The organism is Arthrobacter cryoconiti (genome assembly GCF_020905375.1).
Lineage (GTDB): Bacteria > Actinomycetota > Actinomycetes > Actinomycetales > Micrococcaceae > Specibacter > Specibacter cryoconiti.
In genome coordinates this window covers 74,912-101,571 of record NZ_JAJJBU010000014.1, presented here as the reverse complement: position 1 = coordinate 101,571, position 26,660 = coordinate 74,912, and the positions used below count along the sequence as shown (strand labels likewise).

Annotated in this window: 21 protein-coding genes; 9 read left to right on the top strand and 12 right to left on the bottom strand. The window is 58.4% G+C overall.

Annotated elements, in window-relative coordinates; all coding sequences use genetic code 11:
* Positions 1–33: 33 nt before the first annotated feature.
* The 3 genes from LOH53_RS07935 to ychF form a co-directional block, all read right to left on the bottom strand.
* On the bottom strand, positions 34–1,185 hold the full coding sequence (locus LOH53_RS07935; protein ID WP_230067200.1) for a hypothetical protein: 1,152 nt from the start codon (positions 1,183–1,185) through the stop codon (positions 34–36).
* 28 nt (positions 1,186–1,213) lie between these two features.
* The gene (locus tag LOH53_RS07930; RefSeq protein ID WP_230067199.1) at positions 1,214–3,853 is read right to left on the bottom strand and encodes an NACHT domain-containing protein; all 2,640 of its coding nucleotides are present in this window, start codon (positions 3,851–3,853) and stop codon (positions 1,214–1,216) included.
* A gap of 394 nt (positions 3,854–4,247) precedes the next feature.
* Positions 4,248–5,333, bottom strand: coding sequence for a redox-regulated ATPase YchF (ychF, locus tag LOH53_RS07925; RefSeq protein ID WP_230067198.1), 1,086 nt, complete (start codon positions 5,331–5,333; stop codon positions 4,248–4,250).
* 73 nt (positions 5,334–5,406) lie between these two features.
* On the opposite strand from ychF, the gene LOH53_RS07920 reads away from it, so the two are divergent.
* Positions 5,407–6,588, top strand: a complete 1,182-nt coding sequence (locus tag LOH53_RS07920) for a DNA recombination protein RmuC (protein WP_230067197.1) — start codon at positions 5,407–5,409, stop codon at positions 6,586–6,588.
* 33 nt (positions 6,589–6,621) lie between these two features.
* Here the strand turns inward: LOH53_RS07920 and LOH53_RS07915 are convergent, their stop codons facing one another.
* A complete protein-coding gene (locus LOH53_RS07915) occupies positions 6,622–7,707 on the bottom strand; it encodes a 4-hydroxy-3-methylbut-2-enyl diphosphate reductase (protein ID WP_230067196.1) in 1,086 nt (361 codons plus the stop codon).
* Between the two features lie 9 nt (positions 7,708–7,716).
* A complete protein-coding gene (locus LOH53_RS07910; RefSeq protein WP_230067195.1) occupies positions 7,717–8,550 on the bottom strand; it encodes a hypothetical protein in 834 nt (277 codons plus the stop codon).
* A 171-nt stretch (positions 8,551–8,721) separates the two neighbouring features.
* Here LOH53_RS07910 and xseA point away from each other — a divergent pair, with 171 nt between their 5' ends.
* The 3 genes from xseA to LOH53_RS07895 all read left to right on the top strand — a co-directional run bounded on the left by xseA (position 8,722) and on the right by LOH53_RS07895 (position 12,688).
* Positions 8,722–10,038 carry an exodeoxyribonuclease VII large subunit gene (gene xseA, locus LOH53_RS07905; protein WP_230067194.1) on the top strand — a complete coding sequence of 439 codons (1,317 nt, stop codon included), beginning with the start codon at positions 8,722–8,724 and terminating at the stop codon, positions 10,036–10,038.
* Positions 10,039–10,053: 15 nt separating this feature from the next.
* A complete protein-coding gene (locus LOH53_RS07900; protein ID WP_230067193.1) occupies positions 10,054–10,284 on the top strand; it encodes an exodeoxyribonuclease VII small subunit in 231 nt (76 codons plus the stop codon).
* Between the two features lie 196 nt (positions 10,285–10,480).
* A complete protein-coding gene (locus tag LOH53_RS07895) occupies positions 10,481–12,688 on the top strand; it encodes an HNH endonuclease signature motif containing protein (RefSeq protein WP_230067192.1) in 2,208 nt (735 codons plus the stop codon).
* Between the two features lie 238 nt (positions 12,689–12,926).
* On the opposite strand, the gene LOH53_RS07890 is transcribed toward LOH53_RS07895, so the two are convergent.
* From LOH53_RS07890 to LOH53_RS07875, 4 genes are all read right to left on the bottom strand, one after another.
* Positions 12,927–13,781: a polyphosphate kinase 2 family protein gene (locus LOH53_RS07890; protein ID WP_230067191.1), complete on the bottom strand. Its 855-nt coding sequence runs from the start codon at positions 13,779–13,781 to the stop codon at positions 12,927–12,929.
* A 13-nt stretch (positions 13,782–13,794) separates the two neighbouring features.
* Positions 13,795–15,012 (bottom strand): pyridoxal phosphate-dependent aminotransferase, encoded by a 1,218-nt coding sequence (locus LOH53_RS07885; RefSeq protein ID WP_230067190.1) that lies wholly within the window; start codon positions 15,010–15,012, stop codon positions 13,795–13,797.
* Positions 15,013–15,078: 66 nt separating this feature from the next.
* The gene (locus LOH53_RS07880; protein ID WP_230067189.1) at positions 15,079–16,047 is read right to left on the bottom strand and encodes an ABC transporter substrate-binding protein; all 969 of its coding nucleotides are present in this window, start codon (positions 16,045–16,047) and stop codon (positions 15,079–15,081) included.
* A 176-nt stretch (positions 16,048–16,223) separates the two neighbouring features.
* Entirely contained in the window at positions 16,224–18,230 is a 2,007-nt protein-coding gene (locus LOH53_RS07875) for a glycoside hydrolase family 35 protein (protein ID WP_230067188.1), read from the bottom strand.
* Between the two features lie 208 nt (positions 18,231–18,438).
* Here LOH53_RS07875 and LOH53_RS07870 point away from each other — a divergent pair, with 208 nt between their 5' ends.
* Complete coding sequence (locus LOH53_RS07870; RefSeq protein ID WP_230067187.1) at positions 18,439–19,470, top strand: LacI family DNA-binding transcriptional regulator; 1,032 nt, start codon at positions 18,439–18,441, stop codon at positions 19,468–19,470.
* Here the strand turns inward: LOH53_RS07870 and LOH53_RS07865 are convergent.
* On the bottom strand, positions 19,467–20,372 hold the full coding sequence (locus LOH53_RS07865; RefSeq protein WP_230067186.1) for an N-acetylglucosamine kinase: 906 nt from the start codon (positions 20,370–20,372) through the stop codon (positions 19,467–19,469). The two genes, LOH53_RS07870 and LOH53_RS07865, sit on opposite strands and share 4 nt — an antisense overlap.
* 41 nt (positions 20,373–20,413) lie before the next feature.
* Between LOH53_RS07865 and LOH53_RS07860 the strand changes: the two genes are divergently transcribed.
* Positions 20,414–21,442 carry a nitronate monooxygenase gene (locus LOH53_RS07860; protein ID WP_230067185.1) on the top strand — a complete coding sequence of 343 codons (1,029 nt, stop codon included), beginning with the start codon at positions 20,414–20,416 and terminating at the stop codon, positions 21,440–21,442.
* Positions 21,443–21,542: 100 nt separating this feature from the next.
* Entirely contained in the window at positions 21,543–22,781 is a 1,239-nt protein-coding gene (locus LOH53_RS07855; RefSeq protein ID WP_376991559.1) for an MFS transporter, read from the top strand.
* 8 nt (positions 22,782–22,789) lie between these two features.
* On the opposite strand, the gene LOH53_RS07850 is transcribed toward LOH53_RS07855, so the two are convergent.
* Positions 22,790–23,953 (bottom strand): trans-sulfuration enzyme family protein, encoded by a 1,164-nt coding sequence (locus LOH53_RS07850; protein WP_230067183.1) that lies wholly within the window; start codon positions 23,951–23,953, stop codon positions 22,790–22,792.
* A gap of 280 nt (positions 23,954–24,233) precedes the next feature.
* Between LOH53_RS07850 and LOH53_RS07845 the strand changes: the two genes are divergently transcribed.
* Positions 24,234–24,740 (top strand): Lrp/AsnC family transcriptional regulator, encoded by a 507-nt coding sequence (locus LOH53_RS07845; RefSeq protein ID WP_230067182.1) that lies wholly within the window; start codon positions 24,234–24,236, stop codon positions 24,738–24,740.
* Here the strand turns inward: LOH53_RS07845 and LOH53_RS07840 are convergent.
* Positions 24,737–25,975: an MFS transporter gene (locus LOH53_RS07840; RefSeq protein WP_230067181.1), complete on the bottom strand. Its 1,239-nt coding sequence runs from the start codon at positions 25,973–25,975 to the stop codon at positions 24,737–24,739. The genes LOH53_RS07845 and LOH53_RS07840 overlap by 4 nt on opposite strands.
* 139 nt (positions 25,976–26,114) lie before the next feature.
* On the opposite strand from LOH53_RS07840, the gene LOH53_RS07835 reads away from it, so the two are divergent.
* Entirely contained in the window at positions 26,115–26,606 is a 492-nt protein-coding gene (locus LOH53_RS07835; RefSeq protein WP_230067180.1) for an Lrp/AsnC family transcriptional regulator, read from the top strand.
* Positions 26,607–26,660 lie beyond the last annotated feature (54 nt).

The window sequence follows — 26,660 nt, the reverse complement described above, 5'->3', positions numbered from 1 at the left end:
GCGCATTCCGCCAAAAGCACCGCTCGTCGGTGTTCAGCTACTGGAGCCGTACTTGTTCATGGTCGGCGCCGGCCACGCCTCGCGGGTATTGACAAGAACGCGCGCTTCGAAGTGGTCCTGGATGCCTTCAGCTTGGTCCATCTTCATCGTGTGCGACTCGATCCTGACGGCGTCTCCGACCGCTTCCGTTGTGATCCAAACAACCTGACCGGTGGCCAGGAATGGTCCAATAGGCTTCGTCTCGAACCCGACGATGGGCTCCCCGGGCGTCGGAGTCTCGACGTTAAATACCGGGAGCGGCCACGGTTCGCCGAACAGGACCAGCTCACCAAAAATATCGCCCATAGTAAGGTCTAACAAGCGATCCACCTCGCCGAACGCATCGGCATAGATTCGCGCGGTGCCCGAAAGCGAATCGAGGACCTCGTTCATGGTGTGTGAGCGGAACTCGGCACGTGGTAGAGCGAGATTCGGCTGGTGGTCATCTAGTGCCTCTGCTGACAGGCGCCCTTTAAGTTCGCGCCGAGCCGCTCGCAACGCCTCCTTCGCGTCTTCGTCCAATGTGGGCAGTGCACTGTCAAAGTCGACCCATGCCTGGGACTTCGTCAGCTGCTGACTCATGTGTCGCGCAGCCTGGTCAAGTTGGGAAGCACCCGTCGCGTCAGCGCCGAGCAGGTCCGGCACAGATGGCGGCGCACTCCTTTCGTGCAGGCCTGATGCGAACTCGCCCTTAAACCAAATGTAGCGCGGCGTCATCTCATCCGTCGTCAATGGGGTTCCGGGCGCCAGCTGCGGCGCACGAAGCAGCGGATACCCCGCCAGTGAAGAGCGCAACCAAGCCAAGGTGATCTGGTGCGCGCGCTCCAAATTCGCAGCCCTCTGTAACCACTCGTCCAACATATCTCGGTCGACCTCAGGCATCCCGAACCCATCGATGAGAGGCTGCTCAAGTAGCGCAGAAATTCGACTGCCGTACATCAGAGGTTTCATCATCATGCGTGCGTGGACTTCGAGGTGCTGCAAGAGCGCAGGGATGCCGACCGCCTTGTCTCCGCGTTCATCCAACGGGCGATTCCGGGGCAGCGTTGCCGCGACCTGCTGGACCACTGGGGTTTGCGACCAGGCTTCTGCCAACTCCCAGATGGCGGACCAGAGTTCAGGGGAGGTGTCTTCGCCAGGGTTCATGTGATTCGCCTTTCGGGAGTTGGCTGCTTCACAGCCAGTGATTTCGTGTCAGTTTGGTGACCGCCTCGGCGATCGCCTTTGCAGCTGTGACTTCCGGTGATGTTGAGACCCGGGACACCACGTCGGTCCACGCGGAGTATTCACCGAATGGCTCCACAGGCGGGGGAGAAGAGTCAGGCGCAGCGGCCAAATCGATGGCTTCTGTGTGCCGGTATCTCACCGACCAGCCTTCTGGACCAAAGCCGCCGTCTTGACGTTCGTAGACCACGCCGGTCATGCCGAGTGGGCCGATGGTCTCCTGCAATCGGTTGATTGTGCCGGGTGGTGCGATTTCAACTAAGACTGTTGCCACCGCAGCGATGACCTCACGGCAGTGTTCTCTCAGCTGGTCGCAGGCTTCCTGACGCGACCCTGGGTATCGTGGCCGCAACCGACGGTCGCGACGTAGCCTCTGCCTGAGGATAAGCCGCCACAGTCGCACCGCGACCGCGGTAGGCCCATCACTGTCCTCGGCCACCACCGTCGGACCTGCGAAGACGGCCGGGGCCTGCGCCGAGTCGACCCACGTTGTGGGCCCGGTTCCGGCCTGAGCCATCGTCTTCCCGTTCGCCGTCTGCCACATTGTCACCTCGACGTCCGTGTCGTCGGGAAGGACCGTGTTCAGTAAAGCGGCCACAATCCCGGGCGTCTGCTGGCTAATGTTGTTGTGGTCCGACTCGCTGACGCGCACCAAGGAAAAAGGCAACTGCTTGGCGACTGCCAGTACGTCTGAGCTGTTGAGCATCCGCATCTGGGAGGAAAACCACAAACGGTTCTCGTCATTTTCGAGCAGGATCTCCGGTAGGGAAACCAGCCCGTCTGCGTGTGCACGAGCGGCGAAGTAGTCGGCAAAGGAGTCGTGAACAGGCACTCGGAGCGTTGTGTGCCCAATCCCGGTGATCACGGCGTTGACTAGGCCGCTTCGAGCGACTGCCTCGCGAATGGCGGCGACATCGGTCGCAACGCCGCGCTCCTCAAGGAACACTGCGGCTCCGGCGATCATGCGTTCCCACTCCAGTGGGTTTGCGTACCGCCGTCCCTCATCCAGAAGCTCAGCGAACACGACGCCAAGCACAGCGACCGCCAGGCGCACGTCGCCGCCATTCGCGCGGTCAGACATTCGCGAAACGGTCGACTCGTACACTGAAGCCCGGTCGGTGAACGGGATTCCACCGGCTACCAGTTGCAGCGCTAACTCGAGCAACATCGGATTGCCAGCGGCATCTCCCAACGCATGTTCAACCTGCGCCAACGCCTCGTAACAGCGAGAAGAGAAGTCCTCTATGTCGCCTCCACCAGATCCTGCCAGAGCAGTCGGCTCCCCTCCGTCGACGGCAACGGGCGTAGACGCGTCGCCCTCCGGTTCGCCCAGCACTTTCGCCGTCAACGCGAGCCTCTCCGAACGAGCGAACGCGAGTGGATATAAGCGTTGTACCGTCGCTGACGACGGGAAAAGGGTCGCGCCCACTCCCTCGTCGCGCCCCACCCCGACCACCCGCGATCTGTGGGACCCGGCAAGGTGTGTGCGAAGATCTGCGGCGAGCTCGGACCTGACCTGCTGCGGAAGCTCAGAAACACCATCAAGGATAACGGTCACGTTTGGATCCCCTAGTACCTGGCGGCCCACCCGGCGCGACAGCGTTCGACCCACCGCGGTCCCCACGGCATCGGCAACCAACCGGTCTAACCGTTGCGCTAGGTACGCCTCGGCGTGACATACGACAACGTTCCCACCGGCACATGCAGCGCCTCGACGCCACAAACGCGACAGAGTGGACTTGCCCGAACCGGTCCGTCCCGTCATCAGGAGTGGGCCAGTGACAAGAGCGAGGTCCTCAACCCGAATAGGTGAGCTCTGCCAGCTGGCCGTCAACGTCGGCACGACGAGGTTATCGATCTGCTCCGCCGCCATCGCAGTCAGGTACTCCGCCGCCAGAGAACCAGTCCAGCGGTCGGCTTCTGCAAGTCGAGCGATGTCGCCGACGATGGCGATAATCTCGTCCCTTGAGATGAAGCGATCGTCCAAATCCGGCAGACCCGATCGCGTAGAGATAACCCGGAACAGCTCATTGACCCGGTCTGCAGCGTCCTTCTCGGCGTCTGGATGAGTGGGGCCAGTTTCGAGCAGTGCCCTGACCTCCATCTCAGCCGAGAGGAGCAGCGCCTCGACCGAGCCAGGTTCCGAAACAATTCGCGCACGACCCATGACCGCGCATAAGGGGTCTTCGGCATCGACCCCTAGAAGCTCTGCGACGGCGTCGTACTTACCGTCGCGAGCTTCGTCCAACGCAGCAGCGACCGCGTACCCGGAAGGTCCCAGAGCGCCGTCCGTGAGCAAAGAGAACTCTGAGTTCGCGCTCAGCGGCAGTTCAGTCCACCGTTGAACGATGGCGAGCAGCTCGGCCCGCGCCCACGTGTAAGGCTGCAGACGAGACTTCATCTGCAATCCGCGAACTACGAACGGTCCGGCCCCGGCGGGGGAATCCGCGATGACTTCCAGATCCAGGGCGTCAACGGCCCCCTCGACGCGGATCCCGAGCACCGAGTCGTCAGCTGCTATGTCTAGGCCAATCAGGATCGCTTGGCAGTGCTGGTAGTTGATGCCGCGGACGGTATCGACACCGCTCATAGACAGTAATCCCCCTTGAGGTGCGCGATGCGAACGTATTGATCGTGTCGGTCCACACCAGTATCCCATCACTGGTGGAATAACCTCTCAGCTATCTGCCATTCGCTCGACCTGCGGTCGACGTTGGCATCGACTGACAGATGACCCTTTCAGCCCATTTTGAAGCTGATCTTCAATGACCGGACTGCCCGCCACCTCATATGACGAGGCAACTCACGAGGAGTGAGCGCCATGATGATTCTATGATGCGACCGCCTCCTCACCCACTTGCACTGCCGGATCGACCGGCTACGCGGCAGAAGGCCCGCTCTGAGATTATCGATTTTCTTACAACAAATACCGCCCTCTTACGTTTTCGCAGAGGACGGCATTTCTGTTGTTTCAGGCGGAAAACCTAAACATTAAATCTAAACTCCACCACGTCGCCGTCGTGCATGATGTATTCCTTGCCTTCGATCCGGACCTTGCCCTTAGCCTTTGCCTCGGCCATGGAGCCAGCCTCCATCAGGTCCTCGAAGTGGACCACTTCTGCCTTGATGAAACCGCGTTGGAAGTCTGTGTGGATAACACCAGCGGCCTGAGGCGCCGTGTCACCTTGTCGGATCGTCCAGGCGCGCGTTTCCTTCGGGCCCGCCGTCAGATACGTCTGCAACCCAAGGGTGTGGAATCCGACCCTGGCCAGTTGGTCCAGCCCGGACTCTTCCTGCCCGCTCATCTCCAGCATTTCCCGGGCTTCGTCCTCGTCCAATTCCACGAGGTCAGATTCCAGTTTCGCGTCTAGGAAGATTGCTTCAGCCGGCGCCACCAGTTCGCGCAGCTCAGCCTGGCGCTCGGGGTTGCCCAGCACGGCGTCGTCAACGTTGAAGACGTAGATGAAAGGCTTGGCCGTGAGCAGGCTCAGTTCCTTCAGGTACTCCATCTCCAATTTGTCGCTCTTAACGGAAGCGAAAATGGTGTCTCCACGCTCTAGAACCTTCTGAGCGTTCAGAATGGCGTTGAGCTCGCCCGCTTCACGCTGTTTGAGCTTGACGGCCTTTTCAATCCTGGGAACAGCCTTTTCAATAGTCTGCAGGTCCGCCAGGATCAGCTCAGTGTTGATGGTCTCCATATCGGAGCTAGGATCAACTTTGCCGTCAACGTGAATGACGTCTGGATCGTCAAAGACGCGGATGACCTGGGCAATCGCTTCTGCCTCGCGGATGTTGGCCAGGAATTTATTTCCCAGTCCTTCACCCTCCGACGCGCCCTTAACGATGCCTGCGATGTCCACGAAAGACACCGTGGCTGCCAGGATGCGTGCAGAGCCAAAGACCTCGGCTAGCTTAGCCAGACGAGGATCCGGCAGGCTGACCATGCCAACATTGGGCTCGATCGTAGCGAACGGGTAGTTCGCTGCGAGCACGTTGTTGCGTGTCAGTGCGTTGAAAAGGGTTGATTTGCCGACGTTGGGCAGTCCGACGATGCCAATAGTAAGAGCCACGCGTCAATCGTACCGGCAGGGCACACCGACGCCCCAATTCCACTTTGTCAGACCCTAGTGCGAAAGTGGTTCCATGACTGGATTTGGATGGCTTGTTGCACTGTTGATGCTTCTGTTGGGACTCTTGGCCGGGTCCGCCACTGCGGGTTGGCTGCTGCGGGGTCGATTGCGAACGGCACAGGAAGAAGCCGAGCAGTCCTTGCACCGTGCTTCTTCGCTGATGGCTGATTTCGCGGCGGCCGACGCCGAACGCCGATTACTCTCGACCCAAAATAGGGAACTGTCCGTGCGGCAGTCCTCTGACTCCTCGGTCTTGGCAGCTTTGGGACCGGTGTCGGAGAAACTCAACGCCGTCCAACGCCAGGTGGCCTTGTTGGAGCGGGACAGGGTGGAGCAGTACGGTCAGTTGGCCGAGCAATTGCGCGACGCGAAAGCCTCCGATGCTCGTCTCTTGGCCACCACCACGTCCCTAGAATCGGCACTGCGTTCCAACAACGCCCGAGGCAAGTGGGGCGAGGTTCAGCTGCGCCGCGTGGTGGAAGCCTCCGGAATGTTGGCCCATGTCGACTTCAACGAACAAGTCCATATCGCCACGGAGGATGGCGCCCACCGCCCCGACATGGTGGTCAGGCTCCCCGGCGGCAAAGAGTTGGTCCTTGATGCCAAGGTTCCGTTGTCCTCGTACCTCCAGGCGCACGACGCCGAAAATTCCGCAGGCGCCGGAGCGAACGAACACTTGGCTCGGCATGCCAAGGCGCTCAAAGCCCACGTTGATGCACTCGCGACGAAGAAGTACTGGGAAAGCGCACACAACTCTCCTGAGCTAGTGATTTGCTTCGTACCAGTGGAGTCCATCCTGTCGTCGGCCCTGCTGGCTGACCCCTCACTGTTGGATCATGCCATGGCACGCAATGTCGTTTTGGCTTCACCCATTTCGCTTATGGCCATCCTGAAGACTGTGGCATTTAGTTGGCGTCAGGACGTGCTGACAGAGAGCGCCAAGGAACTCTTTGACCTCTCAGCGGCGTTGTACACGCGCCTTGGTGCCATGGGCGAGGCCGTCAACAACGTGGGTTCCTCACTTAAGACGTCCGTGGAACGCTACAACAAACTGGTGGGGACACTGGAAGCCCGGGTGTTACCGACGGCACGCAAGCTCAACGCTTTCGACCCAAAAACCCTTGCCGCGCCAGCTAACATCGAACTCTCACCGAGGTCGCTGAGTGCGCCGGAGTTTGCCGAGGAAACGCCGTAGCTGCGGGCGATTGTTCAGGCTAGCCGAGCAGGCTCAATTGTTGCTGCGCTTGCCGTGGCCACCAAGCCCGCGAGAAGTATCTCCAGCCGCCTTCAACGTCGCGCGTAGCTCCTTTGGAAGAGAAAAGAGTATGTCTTCCTGGGCCGTAACCACTTCCTCCACGTCGTCGTAACCGTAATCCGCCAGCAGCAGCAGAACGTCTCTGACTAAGACTTCTGGAACCGAGGCGCCGCTAGTTACACCGACGGTTGCGACGCCTTCAAACCAGGTTTCGTCAATCTCGTTGGCAAAGTCCACCCGATGGGACGCCGTGGCACCATATTCCAACGCAACTTCCATCAGACGCACCGAGTTTGAGGAGTTCGCGGAGCCCACCACGATGACCAATTCTGCTTGTGGTGCTATTTTCTTGATGGCCACCTGACGGTTGGTCGTGGCGTAGCAGATATCGTCGCTGGGCGGGTCCTGGAGTGTAGGAAAGCGGTCCCTGAGCAGACGCACAGTTTCCATGGTCTCATCCACGCTCAGCGTGGTTTGGGAAAGCCAGATAACCTTCTGCGGATCACGGACCTGGACCTTGTCCACGTCGTTTGGACCGTTCACAATCTGGATGTGCTGGGGTGCCTCACCGGCTGTTCCTTCAACTTCCTCATGGCCTTCGTGGCCAATAAGCAAGATGTCGTAATCGTCATTGGCAAAACGAACGGCTTCCTTGTGCACCTTTGTGACCAAGGGACACGTGGCATCAATGGTCCGCAGTCCGCGGTCCACCGCGGACTGCTGGACAGCAGGTGAGACACCGTGTGCGGAAAAGACCACCAGCGCACCCGTGGGAACTTCTTCGTTTTCCTCGACAAAAATAGCGCCTTTGGCTTCAAGCGAGGAGACCACGTGAACGTTGTGCACTATTTGTTTGCGCACATACACGGGTGCGCCATAGTGCTCAAGCGCCTTCTCGACCGCAATCACAGCCCGATCAACCCCGGCGCAGTAACCGCGCGGGGCGGCAAGTAGGACCCGTTTGGTCCCGTTGACGGGGGCGGCGGCTGCGACATCCTCAGGGGACCTGCGGCGGCGCGGGACAAGTGGCATAGGAACAGAAACTGCGGAGGCACTCATGCCACCATCTTACGTGGTGCGCCGACGCCCAAGGATGAGAGTTATGACACCTACGGCAATTACTCCACCCGCCAAGGCAAAGCCGACGTTGATCCCCCATTGCCAACTCTCCTGGGCCAGCTGGCCCAGTTCACTGCCGAACTGCTCCGCGATGTCATTTCCGGTCCCGATCCTGGCAAATTGGCTAGCCAGCGCACCGGCTCCGAGCTTCCAGGCCAGCGCGACCAGAGCCAATCCAACTCCGGTCAGTAGTGTAGTCAGCGCACGTTTGCGGGCCACCACCACGGCCAGAACAAAAAGGTCGACGGCGAAGAATGCCAACCAGCCACTCATTCCACCCAATGCGGTCACCACTGGGATCGCCGAGGCAACACTAGGCTGGTCCAGATTGACTAGGACTGCCGGTGGAACGGGCAGTTTCACGCCGATGTCCGTAGAAATTTTTGTGGCCACTAGTCCTACTAGGGGTGCAACATCGAGGGTCAGGTCACCACTGGCTGCTTCGTTGTCCCCTGGGTGGAGGGTGAGCGCATGACTGCGCTGCAAGGTTTGTGTCCAGGCTTGTGCATATCCAGGCTGGGACTGCAGCGATGCTGCTGAGGAGGCAATCATTCCAGCAGCCAAATTCTGCAGCTGACTCGGCAGATTAAGCTGTGCGGCGGCTTCTCTTGCAACTACGGCCGTGAGCCCTTGCTGGAATTCTCGATTGTCCCCTAGAGGTCCGGCCAACTGGACAAAGCCTGACTCGCTGACAACGTTGCGTTCGGCCCAGATTGAGGGGCCAGCCACCGCAGCCAACAACAAAGCGAGAATTACTAACACTGCAGAACCAATAGTGCGCACGGGCCGTCCCCCTGAGGAATGTTGTGAATCTCAATCTTAGGTCATGTGCTTTGTTGAACTGCGAGCATTTCCGCAGGCGAGCATCCCCACCGTTGAGGCGTAAGCATGTCTGAGCCAAAAGCTAGAGTGGTTGCATGATCAGTTGGTCGAGGAAGACGGTGAACACAGCCCATGGATGATGCCTCTGAACTCGTAGGCAGCCAAGATGGCGGCCTCATTGCACAGGAGAACGACCCCGTGCAGCAAGCCCCGGAGCGCAAGGTCGTCGCTCTCACGGCTGCTGAAACCACACCGGAAAACCCCTGGCCGCTAGCCTTACTGAGCCAAAAGCTCAAAGCGCACATCGAAAAGGCTCCCCCAGCGTGGGTTGAGGGACAGATCATTGAATTGAATAAGCGTGCAAATGTTAGCTACCTGACTATCAGGGACGTCGATGCCGAAATCTCACTGAGCGTCACTGTGTGGGGCTCAGTACTTAGCCAACTTGCCGCGCCATTGGAACGCGGCTCCCGAGTCGTCGCCCAGCTCAAACCTGATTTTTGGATGAAGACCGGACGGCTGTCCATGCAAGCCCGAGACATCCGTCCTGTGGGTCTGGGTGATCTTCTGGCAAGAATCGAACAATTGCGCCAAGCCTTAACTGCCGAAGGCCTCTTCGATCCTCGCCGGAAGAAGAAATTACCTCTTCTTCCCCACAGAATAGGGCTTATTACAGGACGCAATTCCGACGCCATGAAGGACGTACTGCGCAACACGGCTCTGCGTTGGCCAGCCGTCGAATTCGAGGTCCGAGAGGTACCCGTCCAAGGTGTCAGTGCCGTTACTGCTGTCATTGCCGCCCTACAGGAGCTCGATTCCGACCCTGTTATCGACGTTATTGTCATAGCGCGTGGCGGCGGATCTCTCGAAGATTTGCTGCCATTTAGCCATGAGGCCCTGATACGCGCTGTCTCAACAGCTACCACTCCAGTCGTCAGTGCCATCGGCCACGAGGCGGACCGTCCTCTCCTAGACGACGTCGCCGACCTGAGAGCGTCAACGCCCACGGATGCCGCCAAACGGATTGTGCCGGATGTGGGCGAGGAACTGCACAAGGTGGAACAGGCCAGAGGCCTACTTAATCGACGTATCAGCCAGTTGCTGGAGCGGGAATCAGACCGGCTGGCACAACTGCGCTCGCGCCCTGTTTTGGCCAACCCGCAGTCAATGCTCACAGTGCGGGCAGAAGAGATCACACGCTTCAGCGGACGGGCGCTGCTCGCCGTGCAGACACAGGTGGGTCGCCATGCTGACCGATTGACGCACCTGCGCGCGCAAGTGCGTGCATTGTCCCCTCAGAAAACGCTCGACCGCGGATACGCCGTCGCGCAATTGGAGGACGGCAGCATTGTCCGTCACCCCTCTCACGCACCCGAAGGAACACCGCTAAGTATCCGGGTTGCTGGCGGCGCTCTCGCCGCAATATCAACTTCTACATCCGACGACTGATGCAAAGGATCACTCATGAGTACCCCCAAAGCAACACCAACTGACCTCCAAGATGTGGCTTCGCTGAGCTATGAGCAAGCCCGTGAACAACTGGTTAGCGTGGTTAATCAGCTGGAGGCGGGTAGTTCCACTCTGGAAGAATCACTAGCGCTGTGGGAGCGCGGGGAGGCGCTTGCCAAGAAGTGTGAAGAATGGCTCGACGGCGCCAAAGCAAGACTTGACGCTGCCCGCGCCGCCAGCGACTGAGCCAGTCTGCGATCCTGCGGCTGAGCCTTCCAGGCTAGCCTGCGGCATTTGAATAAGGGCTGGTCCGCGCTATTTTGGGACAGTCAACTCAGCCGAGCGAATCCGTTGACTGATTGTCATTAGTTTTAGAGATTCTATAGATTATATGTTCTAGAAATCATTGCATATACATAACGACGTATTGTATTATAGAAATATGAACGGGTCAGTAATTCACCCCGGAAACGGGGATTCTCCCGCCACACAGGATGCGGCGGAACTCATCGCGGCACTGACACTTCCCGCAATCGCAGTCTTCTCCGCCGATGATCCATCTCTGGCGGGGCTCCCACCGTACATCTCGTATCTGGGTTCAACTGGAAGTTTTGAATCGCGCACCAATGCCGGATCCACCTCAACTGTGGACACTGTTCGTGACTCGCGCCTACCGGTAGCCAGTGACTCAGGTGCAGACCCCGTCCCCACGTCGCGTGTGCAGGTAGCCCGGGGCGTGGTGGATGCGGGAATTGCTACCCTCGCCGCGTTGAAGGCGCTGGAGGACCGCACCGCAGCCTGCAAGGCGGCCGTGATTGACCGGATTATGGCCGCTAATGCCGTGGAGTCAACTGCGTTGGGATTGGACTCATGGCAGCGCGGAATGGCGGAGACCTCCACCATCGCTGAAATTGCCGTGACGCTGACGATTCCAGAGTGCACCGCAACATCTCTGACTCATCACGCCATGGAGCTTTTTGCCTCCCACCCTGAAACCATCACTGCACTCTTTGCTGGCACAATATCGTGGCGCCATGCGTGCACCATCGTTGACGAAGTCCAGACCCTTTCAAGCACCCCCACCATGACTCTGTCGGACATCACCGCTTTCAAGACACGGCTGCTCACAGCAGCCAGCGGTACCACTGCTTCGAAATTCGCGTCCAAAGCTAGACGCATCCGAGAAGGCACCCATCCGGAAACTCTCGCTACCAGGACCCGTGAAGCGATAGGTAAACGCGCACTGACGCTAGAACCTGGCAACGACGGCATGTCTTGGCTCACTCTGCACATACCAGCAGTCGCAGCGAACGGCATCTATATCAACTGCACTCGGATAGCCCGGAAGCAACAAGTCGCAGGCGAACTCCGCACATTAAGTCAGCTGCGTGCCGATACCGCTTCCGCCCTACTGCTAAGTCAGCACCAACTCGTCACCGGAGTTGGCACCAAACCCACGAATACAGGTAGCGAAGCAAACGGCTCTGATACCAAAAACGGCGGATCGAGCGCCACAACCGCGACTGCTGTCACCGGCGACTGCTTCGGCGACACCAACATCTTCTCCAACCCAGGTGCTGACGAACGAACGCAGAAAGTCCCGGAACGGAAGCACGACGGTTTGGCCGCTCTCACCTTGGTCGACGAGCTCCCTGCATGGGCTCACCGCCCACCTGCGCCCGGAGATATCACTCAGCTTCCCGAGGATGTCCCGCTCGACGGCGTCCTCTGCTCCACTCCCGCATTCGATTCCACTCCCGCAGCAGAACCGGACCAAGAGCTTCCAGAATCCGGCGGCGGATTCTCTGCGTATCCGAGGACAAGGCAGAAACCAGACACGGATTCGGATGAAACAGCCCTGCTTGACGGTCTCGTTGATGGGATCACAGAGGACCCACTGGCTGAGTATCTCGAGCAGTTGACGGCAGTGCGCAACGGAGCAACAATCGCTGAACCTCCGCAACCCGAGGCACAGATCATCATCACCGTCCCGTTTTTGGGCCTGCTTGGTCTCACCAACGAGCCTGCCGAACTAGTCGGGCACGGACCCATCGATGAAGAAACAGCCCGCAAACTCCTGGGCAGCACAGGTTCTTTTCTGCGGATTCTCACGGATCCCGTCACCAATATTCCCTTACCGGACACGCCTCCCAAACGCTACAAACTAAGACGAAGCGAAAAGACTCTCCTGCGGGCCCTCAATGAAAGTTGCTCGTTCCCGAACTGCACCAACCATGCTCTGGATACTGAAACGGACCACGTTGTTGCCTTCCACACGGGCGGGGCAACCACATTGGCCAACGCCAGCCCGGAATGTAAACGACACCATGCGCTCAAACACTTCCGCGATGACAAAGACAGTCACGGACGCTACCGCATGGACCGGGGCCCAGACCGGATCGGCATAAAACTGCGTGGTTGGAAGCCAAGTCTTGCAGCTGACGGCCGCGTCGGCTGGACCTCACCAACAGGTACCTACCATCCGCCACAGCAGCCAGTCAACGGTGGTTGTTCCTATCCTAAAATCCTAAAAAAACAACTAGAGAAAACTCTGCGTGTACCAGCGACAGTAGTCGCCCAAACACCGCGGTTCGATACCATTCACAACACTCTTGAGTTGCTCATCGAAGAACACCTAGAACGGCATTGACGCCAGTCTCACTGGTTCCCACCGCACTTAACTGCGCTAGGCACTTAACTGCGTTAGGCACTGAACTGCGTTAGGCACTTAACTACGCTAGGCACTGACCAGCCCTGAACACTGCTGAACACTGCTGAACATTGCTGAACCCTAAACAGCGTTAGCTCCTTAACGCCTCAACGTCAGAGGACCCGCGATAAATCCGGCTCTGCTTGGGTTTATGCTGCTTGGCCTTTCCTGCTTGGGTCTATGCATCCTTCAGGCGAGCCCGTTCATGCCCTACGTCAAAGTGGGCAGCAGGCCATTGCAAGTTCATCCCGGCAAGAGTCTCGATCAAGATCTCCTGCACAGCCAAGCGGGCATACCACTTCTTATCTGCTGGCACCACGTACCAAGGAGCGGTGGGCGTGCTCGTTTTCTCAAACATCTTTTGGTACGCGTCCATGTAGTCTGACCAATATCCGCGCTCGTCCAAGTCCGTGGGACTGTACTTCCAGTATTTAGTGGGGTCGTGCAGCCTTGCAGTGAGCCGCTCAAGTTGTTCGTCCGGGCTCACATTCAGCATGACCTTTACTACAGTGGTACCAGCTGCGGCCAGTTCGGTTTCAAAGTCGTTGATGGCGGTATAACGCCGCTCCAGCTCATCAGCGTCTGCCCAGCCATGGACTCGGTGAATGAGTACGTCCTCGTAGTGGGAACGGTCAAAGACCCCGAACATTCCCGGAGACGGAACTGCGGGACGAATACGCCAAAGGAAGTCGTGAGCTTTTTCCTCGTCGGTGGGCGCCTTGAAAGCCTTCAACTGCACCCCTTGCGGGTCAACCGAACCCACCACATGACCTACGATCCCACCCTTGCCAGCAGTATCCATAGCCTGCAAAACCAGAAGAATCGAGCGTTTTCCACTGAAACGGCTCTCAGCAAATAACTGCTCCTGTAGTTGAGCCAGAATGGGGGCTCGCACGGCCAGGGCGGCCGCGCCGTCGTGCTTCTTTCCCGAAAACCCGGGCGCAGCATTAGTCGCCACTTCCGATAGGGAGAATCCGGGAGTTGTCCGCAGCAGATCTGCGGGAGACGCTGTGAAACCAAGAGGCAGTGACACGATGAGCCTTTCCTTAGGGTTTGTACGTGCTCAAGAATTCGGCGATCCGGCCGATCGCTTCTTCCAGGTCCTTGACGTTGGGCAAGGTGACTAGGCGGAAATGGTCGGGGCGGATCCAGTTGAAAGCGGTGCCGTGGGAGATGAGAATTTTTTGTTGTTCCAAGAGGTCCAAAGCAAATTTTTCATCACTTTTGATGGGGTACATCTCAGGGTCCAGTTTCGGGAACAGATATAACGCTCCATGAGCCTGATTAGTGGACACCCCAGGAATATCATTGAGCATCCTGTAGGCCAGATCGCGCTGCTCCCGCAACCGTCCCCCGGGCAGAATCAAGTCCTCAATGCTCTGGTGGCCACCCAGCGCGGTCTGGATGGCATGCTGACCTGGCGCATTCGCGCACAAACGCATACTGGCCAAAAGGTTAATTCCTTCAAGATAATTTGCGGCCTGGACTTTAGGACCGGAAATCGCCAGCCAACCCGAGCGGTAGCCGCAGATCCGGTACGCCTTGGACAGGCCGCTGAAAGTCATACACAACACGTCCTCCCCCGTGATGGTGGCCGTATTGATGTGCTCGGCATCGTCGTAAAGGATCTTCTCGTAGATCTCGTCGGAGAAGACCACAAGTCCATACTTACGCGCCAGATCCACCATCCCCTGGACAATATGCCGCGGATAGACTGCACCCGTGGGGTTGTTGGGATTGATAATCACCAGGCCTTTAGTCTTGGGGGTGATCTTCGCTTCCATGTCTTCTAAGTCGGGCCACCAGTTGTTGTCCTCGTCGCAAATGTAATGGATGGGGCGCCCGCCAGCCAGACTCACGGATGCTGTCCACAGCGGATAATCCGGTGTTGGGACGAGGATTTCATCGCCAGTATTCAGCAACGCCATGAGCGAAAGCGTAATGAGTTCACTGACACCGTTGCCAAGGTAAACGTCGTCAACATTGATGTTGTGAATGTTGCGCGTCTGGTAATACTGCACGACGGCGGTCCTCGCCGAGAAGATACCTCGCGAGTCGGTGTACCCCTGGGCGTGCGGCAGGTGACGAATCATATCCACCAAAATGGCGTCTGGCGCTTCAAAGCCGAACGATGCCGGATTTCCGATATTCAGCTTCAGTATCCGGCTGCCCTCGGCCTCCATCTGCTGGGCTCGCTGCAACAGCGGGCCGCGGATGTCGTAGAGGACGTTGTGGAGCTTGGTGGACTGCTTGAATTCTGCCATTTACCAAATATGGCACAACCTTCAACACCCGCGCAGGCTTAACGCGTCTTGATTGCGGACCAATGGCTAAGAATTGGCTTTGAGCAGCCCCTTCTGGACCAGCCAGGCATTCGCTGCTTCAGCCAGGGTGCTGTAGTTATTACCCGCTGCCAACCTGTTGAGGTTGATGAGCCCGTCATTATCCAGAGCGGCGCTCACCTTGTTCAGGACCCCTTCGACGTCGGCCGGGACCTTCTTGGAATACACCAACGGGACCACACTTTGGACCGGGAATATTGCCTTGGTGTCATTGAGGACTACCAAGGCGTTGTTTGAGATCTCCGGTGAGGAACTATGGATATCCGCCACCTGGACGTCATCGCGGATCAACGCCAATAGCAACTCATTTTTGCTTGTACCCAATTCCTCATAGCCCTTGGGTACACAGTTATAGCTAGAACCCAGCGCCGGTACTCCATAAGCACTGACACGAAATGCTGAGGAGCCACCAAACACCAACTTTTCGCAGACCTTCGCCAAGTCTTCGATCGTTTTGAGTTGATACTTTTCCGCCGTCACAGCGGTTACTGCTAGACCATCGTTGTCTTGGGCACTGGCCGCATCCAGCATCGAAACAGATGCAGGCAAAGCTTTCTTCAACGCGGACAACACCCCAGAAGCGCTGGTGGCATCAACCGTGTCCGGCGGACCACTTGGTACAGCCGCATGAAGAAGCAAACTCGAATATCCCGGGAGAACATCCACACCACCTTGCTCCAGCTTGCTCAGTGACGTCGGATCGTTAGCATCCACGGGGCTTACGACGGCCTTTACGCCGGCCGCGTTCAAGGCCGCAGCGTAAACATTGGCCAGCAAGGAACCCTCCAAGGCACTCCCGCCATCGGGAACAGTCGGTGTGCCGACCACCAACGGAACTACACCAGCAGATTCGCTCACACTGGGGATGACCACAATTGGCTCGGGGCTACAAGCTGAGGTACCGCTTACAAGTAAGACAGCAATCCCTAAGGTGAGAACTCTTCGGTGCAAGCGCATGGTCTCCTCGTAACGGCTGGCCTGTCTTCACTGCGGCAGCCCAACGGAAATGAGCAGGCCATCGGAGCAAGTTTACCGGCCCGCCCCGACTCGAATCTCCAGAAAGGGAACCAAGCCTTACTGGTGAGGTCTGCCCTCGGTAATTGACCTAACGAGATGACCCACAGGAACTGAGGTCAGGACAAATCCTCCACGTGGCTCACGCCAACAATGCCTAAATCAGGCTTATTGCGGAGTTGTCCATAAGTTCCGCCGCCTTCGTAGTCCAAAACGGTAACGATGTTCGTTCCCACCACCAGAAGAGGGCTTGGGATGTAGAGCGTAACCTGGGGCCCAATGTCCCAGAATCGGCCAAGTAAGAACCCGTTGATCCACACAACACCCTTGCCGAAACCGGGCAGAGCAAGATGAGTATCGGCTGGCGTAGATACGTGAAACTGGCCATGAAAGAAGCCCGGAACCGCAGCGCTTTGGCCCGGACCGCCAGCGTGTGAACCAACATCGCCAAAACCGCAATTGCCTGTCGCAGCGAGCAATTGTGTAAGTGGCCTCTCCAAGTTCACTACACGCTGTTCCCAGTGAAAAACTAGTCGCTGGTTGACAAAGACACCTTCAAGGATGCCCTTGCCCTGGCCCAAAAATGGTCCGTAGTTGATACGACCCTGATTTTCCACCAGAATTTCCAACGTCTCGAGATTGCCATCCCCTGGCACTGCTATTCCGTCACGGGCATTGCCATCATGAAGCACTCCCACGTAGCGCCCACCGATCCACACATATGCCCGGTCGTGCAGGCCCCCAATCTTGAGAAATCCCCCACCCCGTGGCAGTACAGCGGACGCCTGATAGTGCACCAGCCCGCGGTCCAGTCCTAACTCTTCAAAGCTCAGTGGTTTCACACTCACAACTGCTTCCCCGGCTCGGACAAAATCCAGCAGGGAGACTCCTTGAGCCATCTCAAAACACTGTTCGTCCAGGACCGGTACCTGCTCTTGTAAATGGTCCGGCACAGGCGTCAAATCCCTGCCCTGCGCTTGGAAGAAGATCTCACGCATCGCGTGGTATTTTTCGCCCAGGCTGCCATCTTCGCCGATCGGCGCATCGGAGTCGTAGCTAGTTACCGTGGGTTGAATAACGCCATCGTGGTTGGCGCCGGCCGTGAGACCGAAGTTGGTGCCACCATGGGCCATATACAGGCACACCGACCCTGACAGGTCCAGGATTTTCTTAACCTCGGCGCTAGCATCCTGGGCATCCCGTGTGTGGTGGTCTTCGCCCCAGTGATCAAACCAGCCATTCCAAAATTCCACCGTGAAGAAGGGTTCGCCGGGTCGACGTCGCTTCCAAGTCGCGTCTGCTTCTTCGCCTCGGGAGCCTAACGTTGCCGCGGCCCATACCTCTGGAAGCGAACCCCCGTCCAAAAAGTAATCTGTACCGCCATCAGCGGTAAAGAGCATCTCCGTTATGCCGCGGTCCAGTAAAGCTTTACGGTTCCAGCGCAGGTATCGGGCGTCGTCACCGTAACTGCCGTATTCGTTTTCCACCTGTAGCGCAACAATGGGCCCGCCATGGATCCACTGCAGTGGCGCTAAGACGGGGATCAGCACATCAAACCAAGACTCCACCGCGGCGATAAAAAGGGGATCTGAGGAACGGAGCACCATGCGAGGATCAGCAGTGACCCAGGCAGGGAACCCACCGTTGTCCCATTCCGCACAAATGTAGGGACCTGGCCGCACAATGACGTCCAGACCAGCCTCGCCAGCTAGCCTGATAAAGCGAGTCAGATCTCGAGGTCCATCAAAGTCTGGTGCAATTCCCTTTGCCGGTTGGTGAAAATTCCACGCCACATATGTGTCAAGCGTGTTGACCCCCATGGACACCAATCTCTCGATCCGGTCCTGCCACTGGTCCGGGTGTATCCGGAAATAGTGCATTGCACCGGCAATGATGCGGTGAGGTTTGTCGTGCCTGCGCAGTGTCCGATCTGCATACGACAGTGCCGATTCAGGCAGGCCAGGAACAGGCAGTGCCGATTCACGCAGGACAGGTACAGGCAGTGCCGATTCAGGCAGGCCAGATTCAGGCAGTGCCGCTTCACGCAGGACAGGTACAGGCAGTGCCGATTCAGGCAGGCCACATTCAGGCAGTGCCGCAGTATGCGTGGCAACAAGTTTGCTCAACGCTTCTCCTAAAGGCGTGGGGACAATACAAAAAATCCATATTGTTATCGATAACAATCATTGGATCACTACTGGCGCTTCGAAACAAAGTGTGCCTTAAAACCCCTAGACTTATCCCGGCAAGTATTGTCCGGCCGCCTCGAACAATGCCATCCCTCTTCCCGCTAGGACGTGCACAATGGAGCGCATCTTCACCAGGCGCCCCTCCATGAGAGATGTAGCCGAAGCCTCGGGAGTATCAGCGCAGACCGTATCCAGAGTTCTCAGTGACCACCGCAATGTCAAAGAAACCACCCGAGAAAAAGTACTGGCCGCCGTCGAGAAATTAGGCTACCGCCACAACAATACGGCGCGCGCATTAGTGACAGGCCGGTCCAAAACGCTGGGTGTGCTCACGCTGGCCACCAAAAACTACTCCCGCGCATCCTTGTCCCTAGGCATTGAGTTGGGCGCCCGCGACGCCGGCTACACCGTAAACTCAGTGACTTCAACTATGAGTCTCAAGGGGCTGACAGAGTCGGTTTCCCGCCTATTGCTTCAGGGCGTAGACGGCATTATTCTAGCTTCCCCATTCCGTGAAGCAGCCTCCACCATCCGTCGGCTCACCGCCGGAATTCCCACCATCACGATGGGCGGTTCAGCAGGAACTTGCAACGGTTCTGTGGGGATAGACCAGGATCAGGCAGCCGAGCTGGCCACCAGACATCTCCTGGAGCTTGGGCACAAAACTGTCTGGCATATTGCCGGGCCCCGGGAATGGTCAGATGCATCCCTTCGCGAAGAAAGCTGGCGGCGGACACTCATCGAGGCTGGTTGCCTGCTTCCGCCAGTCCTCTATGGGGACTGGAGCCCGTCCTCGGGGCACCGTAACGGCTTGATCCTAGGAACGAATCCGAAGGTAACGGCCATTTTAGTTGCAAGTGACGAGATGGCTTTTGGTGTGATCCGGGCGCTCACCGAGTTAGGGTTGCACGTTCCTAAAGATGTGTCTGTGGTGGGAATTGACGACATAGATCTAGCCGCCTATTCAACCCCTCCGCTGACCACCATTCGGCAGTCTTTTGAAGAAACCGGACGCAGGGCGGTTCAGCATCTCGTTGGTCTCATCAATAAACCTGGCATGACCAACCTTTCAAGTATGAGCGCGCCTACCTTGATTGTCAGGGGCAGCACAGCACCACCGCCAGCGGATTGGGCCAGTAAAGTCTGTCCCAAACCACATCGTCAGGACTGCGTCTAACGTCCGGCGGCCTGCACCAGGAAGGGAACACCGAAAATAGGGTCTTGGTCCAGGATCCTTACATCTCTTAGGCCAACGGATGCCAAGTGACTCTTGAATGCCTCCTGCAACGCCGGGACGTTGCTGCCCAGTCCACTGCCAAGCACGATAGGTCCGCTCACCCCAACCTGAACAGCCACCTGGTGGGCCATTGTCGCTAGGTCTTTGCCAGCCTGATCCACTAAACGTAAGGCTTCCGTGTTGCCGTTCGCTGCCGCGGAAAAGACCACGGGCGAAGCGGCCGCCCAGTAACGCCGGGTGGTTCCCTGGTGAAAATGGGCAATGAGTTCATGTGGGGAATCCAGCCCACAGTAATCGAGGATCCCTCGAGTCAGCTCGTCGCGCTCCGCCCCCAGATCTAGCTGGTGCAGAGAGTGCCGCACAGCCTCGCGCGCCAGCCAATAACCACTGCCTTCGTCCCCCAGCAAGTAGCCCCATCCCCCGGCTCTAGCTTCGACGCCATCAGGCCCGGCGCCCCAAGCGGCAGACCCAGTTCCCGCAATGACGGCCACCCCGGTTGATGTGCCGCCCGCCGCCAGCAACAGTCGGGTATCGTGAACGACCGTGATTGAGGCGCCCCGAACAAAAGGGGCTATCAGCCCGCTCAACGCATCTGCGTCGTCCTGCGTGTCTACTCCTCCGGCACCCGCGAAGACCACGGGTGTCTTCGGATTTCCCAATAGTTCAAAGAGCTCGGCCAGATTGGCCCGGGCAATCTCAACACTGACGTTTTGAATGTTGGCACTGCCCGCGCTGGCGTCAGCAATGATGGCGCCGTCGTCCCACACGATGCCGCGAGTCTTGGAACCCCCAATATCCAGACCTAGCACCGTGCCAGAGGAGGTTTGTGAGGTTGGGGTCACTGAACGTAATGTATCTTTTCGCACCCACCTAGACTAATGGCATGTTCTCTTCTCCCATCGTTGCCGCTCCCATGGCGGGCGGAACCACCACGACTGCCCTTGCGCTGGCCGCCCAGCAAGCAGGGGCATTTGCTTTCGCCGCTGGCGGCTATAAGACCGCACAGGCGCTGGCCGAGCACATTGCCGCGCTGCGGGAGTCCGGCTCCACATTCGGCGTGAACCTGTTCGTTCCCCGCAACGAGGCGCTCTTGCCCGAAAACGCCGCGGCCCTCGCTTTATACCGGAAAGAGCTTTCCAGCACGGGCGCCCGTTTGGGAACCACCATCCCGGATACCGACTTGGACTTGGCTGACCCCCGGATGCAGGACTATTGGAATGAAAAAATCCAACTCCTTCTCCAGGCCCCGGTCCCAGTAGTCTCCTTCACTTTTGGGCTGCCCCCAACCGCCACCATCAGCGCGCTAAAACGAGTCGGCACGCGAGTCCTGGCCTCAGTCACAAGTGTCTCTGAGGCCGTGGCCGCAGCAAAGGTTGGCGTTGACGCGCTCGTCGTCCAACACAGCAACGCCGGGGGTCATTCTGCTGCCTTTTTGCCGGCACCTGCCAAGGCTCCGCCCACAGTGGTAGAGCTGGTCGCAGCTGTCCGCGGCGCCGTCGAGCTTCCCCTGGTTGGTGCGGGCGGTATTGGTGACGCCGCCACAGCCAAGGCCGTTCTGGCTGCCGGCGCTATGGCCGTCCAGCTAGGCACGGCACTGCTGCGTACCGATGAGAGCGGAGCCAAAGTGCTACACAAGGATGCTCTGGCAGACCCTTTTTACAGCACGACGGCGATCACGCGCGCCTTCACCGGCAAGCCAGCACGGGCCCTCGTTAATGACTTTGTGCGCGTTCACTCCGCAACTGCCCCCCATGCGTATCCGGAAGTTCACTTTCTAACAGCGCCGCTAAGGGCAGGCGCCGCGGCAGCCGGGGATCGCGAATCACTGAACTTATGGGCTGGCACTGCGTGGCGACAGTCCCAAAGTGGACCGGTTGGCAACGTTATTAGAGAGTTTTTGAACTCCCTGTGACCGTCCGCCCCTGCACAGAAACCGCCCGATTAAGATCATTCCATGAACCCTGCGCCATTGGACGCAGGGGGTTGGTAGCCATAACGTTAAACGAGTGAGTATCCCAGAGAATATCGGCGTGAGCCCAGTAGCCACAACCGTTCCTTGGGCCGGACACGTACCCGGAGATAAGGGATACCGGCGAGTACTAGCCGCACTTGCCTGCGCCGGAGTAGCTACTTTTGCCCAACTCTATTCACTCCAGGGTCTTCTTCCAGCTTTGTCCCGTGAATTACAGGTGAGCGCCGCGCAGGCCTCCCTGGCGATCTCCGTGGCAACCATGGGCCTTGCGATTGCCGTACTGCCGTGGTCGTTTGTGGCGGACCGGATAGGTCGAGTGCGCACCATGGGCACCGCGATCATCCTCGCCACGGTGTTGGGTTCACTAGTCCCAGCCGCCCCAAATTTTCAGGTCCTGCTGATACTTAGAGCCCTCGAGGGAGCCGCACTTGGCGGTATTCCGGCTCTTGCCATTGCATATCTGAGCGAGGAAGTCAGTTCTCGCCACGCTGCTGGCGCTGCAGGAGCCTATGTGGCCGGGACTACTCTTGGAGGCCTATTTGGCCGGCTTCTGGCGGGGCCGGTGGCAGACCTCGCCGGGTGGCGGATCGGTACGCTGTCCGTCTCGATCTCTGCTGCCCTTGCCGCCGTCGGATTTCTGCTCCTTGCACCGAAACCGCGCGGCTTCTTTCCAGTGCGCGGCGGCGGCTTCGGCACTGTCTTGGCCCGGTTACTACCACCCCTGCGTAACATCAAGTTATTGGCTCTCTACGCCCAGGCATTCTTATTGATGGGAGCCTTTGTCAGCGTCTACAACTACCTCGGCTTCCGGCTGGAAGCGCCGCCCTACCTCTTGCCAGCATCGGCCGTGGCGCTTCTCTTTCTGGCTTATCTGGCCGGAACCGTCTCCTCACGGGTCGTGGCGGGAATGGCAGCGCGCTTTGGCCGACGTGCCGTCTTACTCGGCTCCACTACCGTGATGGTGGCGGGGCTAGCGATCACCTTGGCACCTGCGTTACCCGTCATTTTGCTGGGGTTGGTCGTGTTCACGGCCGGGTTTTTCGGCGCACACAGCATCGCATCCGGCTGGACCGGAATGTTAGCCTCGTCAGGCCGGGCCCAAGCTGCCTCGCTCTACAATCTCAGCTACTACACGGGTTCCAGCGTTGTCGGTTGGGCTGCGGGTTTTGCATTCCAGGCGTTAGGGTGGAGCGCCCTAGCCGGTGGACTCGCATTCCTGGTGTTGCTCGCTGCGGTGGCCGCCGTCGTACTGTTACCCAGCGGCCACCCAAAAACCTGAACTCCCGCTTAGCAAACCGCTTCGATGGCTTGGATCAAATCTGCCAGGATGTCCGCAGGGTCTTCGAGCCCAATCGACACTCGCAGCATGGTGGCGTGCGGTTTAGCCTCGGCAGCAACCGGGCGATGCGTCAACCCGGCAGGATGCTGGATCAAAGTGTCCACCCCGCCCAGAGAGACCGCATGGGTCATCAACAACACCCGCGCCGGGATTGCCTCCGCGTGCTCGGCGGTATCCACTTCAAAAGAAAGCAGGGAACCCGGCCCCGACATCTGTGTCCCCACTAAACCCAAGGGATCACACTCGGCCAGTCCGGGATAAAGGACGCGCGCTACCGATTCATGACTGGAAAGTGCCATAGCCACCTTGAAAGCGCTCTCTTGCTGGGCTCTAACCCGCACGGGCAACGTTGCTAGCCCGCGATGCAACAAGTAAGCGGGCCAGGGGGTCAATAGTCCACCAGTAACGGCGCGTACCTGACGCAACCGGGAAGCCCACCTTGAATCAGTCGCCACCACACCTCCCATGGCGTCCCCGTGACCCCCGAAGAATTTAGTGGCACTGTGAAGTACCAACGCGGCACCCATTTCAAGTGGGCGCTGCAGCACAGGAGTTGCAAAAGTGTTGTCGATCATGACCGGCACACCGTCAGCTTCTGCCACGAGTGCTTTGATGTCCAAAAGACGCAAATCCGGGTTAGCGGGTGTTTCCGCTATGACCAACCCGGTGTCCGCACGCAATGCCGCACGGACCTCTCCAGGGTGCACAAACGTAACCCGAGTGCCCAACAGTCCTGTCGCCAAGACGTGGTCGGAGCCACCATAGAGTGGGCGCACAGCTACCACGTGTGGCTTCCCACCGGCAACGACGGCCAAGAGCACAGCGGTCAAAGCGGCCATTCCGGTAGCAAAAGAGACCGATTCCTCTGAACCTTCCAGAGTAGAGACGCCGTCCTCAAAGCGAGCCACCGTGGGATTCCACAAACGCTGGTACACGGTGGTTTGGCCGGGGGCTGGGACCCCGCCGGTGGCCATGAGCTCGTAAGCCTCTCCACCGGATTCGACACTACTTAGTGGTGCCGTGGTCGACATATCCAGCGGCACGGCATGCACGCCCAACTCCGCCAAATCCTCGCGTCCGGCATGAACTGCCCGTGAATCCCAACCCAACATGTGGTGCCTTCTTCCCCGGCTTCGTTGCCGGATTGCCGCTACTTGAACCTGCTTGCCTGCTTCTGTTTCTGTTTGTCTGCTCCGGCTAGTTCTGCCTGCGCCGCCCTGCCGCGTTGAAGCGAGCCGTTGAAGTGAATCCATTCAAGAGACGGAACACAGCTAAGAAGATTCGCCGAATGCATGCAAGTATGGCCCATAAATGCAGATATTTGGTAGGATTGCGAACTATTAGCTGAATCAATTGTCAGACTCGCATTTTTATAGCAATCTGGAGGACCTTATGGCTTCATTGGCGAAGAACATTCGGACGCATGTGGCGCCGACTGTGGAATCCCTGGACTCCGTGGACCGCCAGATTATCGATGCCTTGGTGGCTGATGCCCGCATCACCAACCGTGACCTCGCCGATGCTGTGGGGATTGCACCCTCAACGGCCCTGATGCGTACACGCTCCTTAGTGGACCGCGGAGCCATCGAAGGCTTTGAAGCGAAGCTCAATCTAGCGGTGATCGGTCGTGCCGTCCAAGCGCTGATTGCTGTTCGGCTACGCGCTCATGATCGCGACCAGATTGACACTTTCACCTCCCGGGTGCCGAAACTGCCGGAGGTGCTCTCCACCTTCCACACCTCTGGCTCTGTGGACTATTTACTTCACATTGCTGTCCGCGACACCGATGCCCTGCGCGACTGGGTGCTGGACAATCTGACCACAGACCCTGTGGTTGGACACACGGAAACCACACTAGTTTTCAAACATATGCCAGGCCACACCGGCCCTCTCGACTAGCTTCCGGGCCGGCCACGCCGACAAGCAACCAGCGCCAATACAACACATGACACAGCAATCGGCACCGCGAAACCAGTCACCGAAGCTTGCAGGCCCCAGAGACTCACAGCAACTCCGAGTCCCAGAACCGGAATGGCGCTGCCCAAGTACGTCACGATGTACACGGCCGAAATTACTTGTGCGTGATGAACTGGCTCCACCGCGGCTGCAACGTCGTTGAACACCACACGGAACGCGGCTCCTTGGCCCAAGCCAGCACTCACACTCGCCAAAACCAGCAACAACGGCGAATGCCACGTCCCCGCTGCGGCGATGAGGACCACGGAAACACCCAGCAAGAGCAATCCAGCCGGTACCAGGAAGCGCCCACGCAACGATAAGAGCTGAGAGAGTGCCGAGCACCCTAATGTAAGTGCCGCCAGCAGGCCGATCAACGGGCGTGAATCTGCCTGCATAATCTGCGCGAAGTAGCCTGGGGCAAGGGACAAGCAGAAGCCAAAAACGGCGAAGCTGACGAAACCGGTTACGGCAGCTAACCAAAAAGTACCGCGGGCATTTTTGGCCAGGGATGGAACGTGGGGACGCAAATAATTCCGTCCCTCCCCCGCCGGTGCCGGGTTAATCGCCGGGCGAGCGTCCAAGAGAAGAAGTGGCACAAGTAGCACCAGTAAAATTACCGAATGCACCAAAAATGGTGCTTGTGTGTGGCGTGGGAGCAGGGACAGCAGCCCGCCCATCACCGGTCCAGCCGCCACACCACCGGATGAGGAAAGCAAGGTAAAACGGGACGCCCACTCGGGCTTAGTAGGCATCAAGTCACGCAGTGCCGCGGCGCTCGCCCCCGTGCCGATTGCCACGGCCAAACCCTGCAGTGCACGTCCGGCTATCAGCTGCGGTAGTGAAACAGCTGTGCCAAATACCAATCCCCCAGCTAAGCCGACCACTACGGCCAGCACCAAGGCGGCCCGACGACCAATATGATCTGACCAGTGACCAAAGAGTACGAGTCCGCCAATCAACGCGCCGACATAAGCCGTGAACGCGACGGTGACTCCGACGGCATCGAAGCCTATTTCCTGCTGCAAAAGCGGATAGAGGGGCGTGGCGAGATTGGCGCCAACCAACAGTGTGAAGATGACGGTCCCGGCAAGTGCCAGGCGCACTCCAACGGACGGATCCCAACCATGCCGGACCGGCGGCGCGGGACGCATCGCCAATTCCTGCAGAACGCTCACTTAATGCTCACTTTCACGGCGTTGTTGTTACAAATACCTCTATATAGTGATTGAAGAACGCTTTGATGATTGAACGTCTTACGATGAATGAATCAAAATGTTCAATATTTCTACTTGAGCAGACATGGGAGTGAGCCGCATGAGCATTTTGGACCCCTTGGACGTGCGCTTGATTCTTGCCCTGATTGAGGATCCCCGGGCGCAAATCGGTGAACTATCCGAGTCCCTAGGAGTGGCCCGCAACACAGTCCAATCCCACTTACGCCGGCTTACCCGGACCGGAGCACTACGTCAGGGAGGACGCGAGGTGGACCTTGCCGCGATCGGCTACGACGTGGTCGCTTTCATCACGATCGAGGTCACCCACAGAGACCTTGATGGCGTCATTTCCGCCATGCGCGCGGTACCGCAAATCCTGGAAGTGTATGAGATTTCTGGCCGCGGAGATGTCTGGTGCCGTCTGGCGGCTAGGGACATCCACCATCTACAGGGCGCGCTGCGGCAATTGTTGCGTATCAAAGGCGTGATCCGCACTGAAACCTCGCTGGCACTCCACGAGCACATCCCGTACAGGCTCCAACCGCTGCTTGAGCGGATGAGTCATGGCTCCGCTGTGAGCAGCACGCCCTAGCACCACCACAGTAAGTACGACGCAGTATGCATCACCGCAGTAAGCAGCACGCAT

Coding starts and splice junctions, on each gene's coding strand:
- LOH53_RS07935 (WP_230067200.1), bottom strand. CDS start 1,185: ATGAACCCTGGCGAAGACACCTCCCCTGAACTCTGGTCCGCCATCTGG.
- LOH53_RS07930 (WP_230067199.1), bottom strand. CDS start 3,853: ATGAGCGGTGTCGATACCGTCCGCGGCATCAACTACCAGCACTGCCAA.
- LOH53_RS07920 (WP_230067197.1), top strand. CDS start 5,407: ATGACTGGATTTGGATGGCTTGTTGCACTGTTGATGCTTCTGTTGGGA.
- LOH53_RS07915 (WP_230067196.1), bottom strand. CDS start 7,707: ATGAGTGCCTCCGCAGTTTCTGTTCCTATGCCACTTGTCCCGCGCCGC.
- xseA (WP_230067194.1), top strand. CDS start 8,722: ATGGATGATGCCTCTGAACTCGTAGGCAGCCAAGATGGCGGCCTCATT.
- LOH53_RS07900 (WP_230067193.1), top strand. CDS start 10,054: ATGAGTACCCCCAAAGCAACACCAACTGACCTCCAAGATGTGGCTTCG.
- LOH53_RS07895 (WP_230067192.1), top strand. CDS start 10,481: ATGAACGGGTCAGTAATTCACCCCGGAAACGGGGATTCTCCCGCCACA.
- LOH53_RS07885 (WP_230067190.1), bottom strand. CDS start 15,012: ATGGCAGAATTCAAGCAGTCCACCAAGCTCCACAACGTCCTCTACGAC.
- LOH53_RS07880 (WP_230067189.1), bottom strand. CDS start 16,047: ATGCGCTTGCACCGAAGAGTTCTCACCTTAGGGATTGCTGTCTTACTT.
- LOH53_RS07870 (WP_230067187.1), top strand. CDS start 18,439: ATGAGAGATGTAGCCGAAGCCTCGGGAGTATCAGCGCAGACCGTATCC.
- LOH53_RS07860 (WP_230067185.1), top strand. CDS start 20,414: ATGTTCTCTTCTCCCATCGTTGCCGCTCCCATGGCGGGCGGAACCACC.
- LOH53_RS07850 (WP_230067183.1), bottom strand. CDS start 23,953: ATGTTGGGTTGGGATTCACGGGCAGTTCATGCCGGACGCGAGGATTTG.
- LOH53_RS07845 (WP_230067182.1), top strand. CDS start 24,234: ATGGCTTCATTGGCGAAGAACATTCGGACGCATGTGGCGCCGACTGTG.
- LOH53_RS07835 (WP_230067180.1), top strand. CDS start 26,115: ATGAGCATTTTGGACCCCTTGGACGTGCGCTTGATTCTTGCCCTGATT.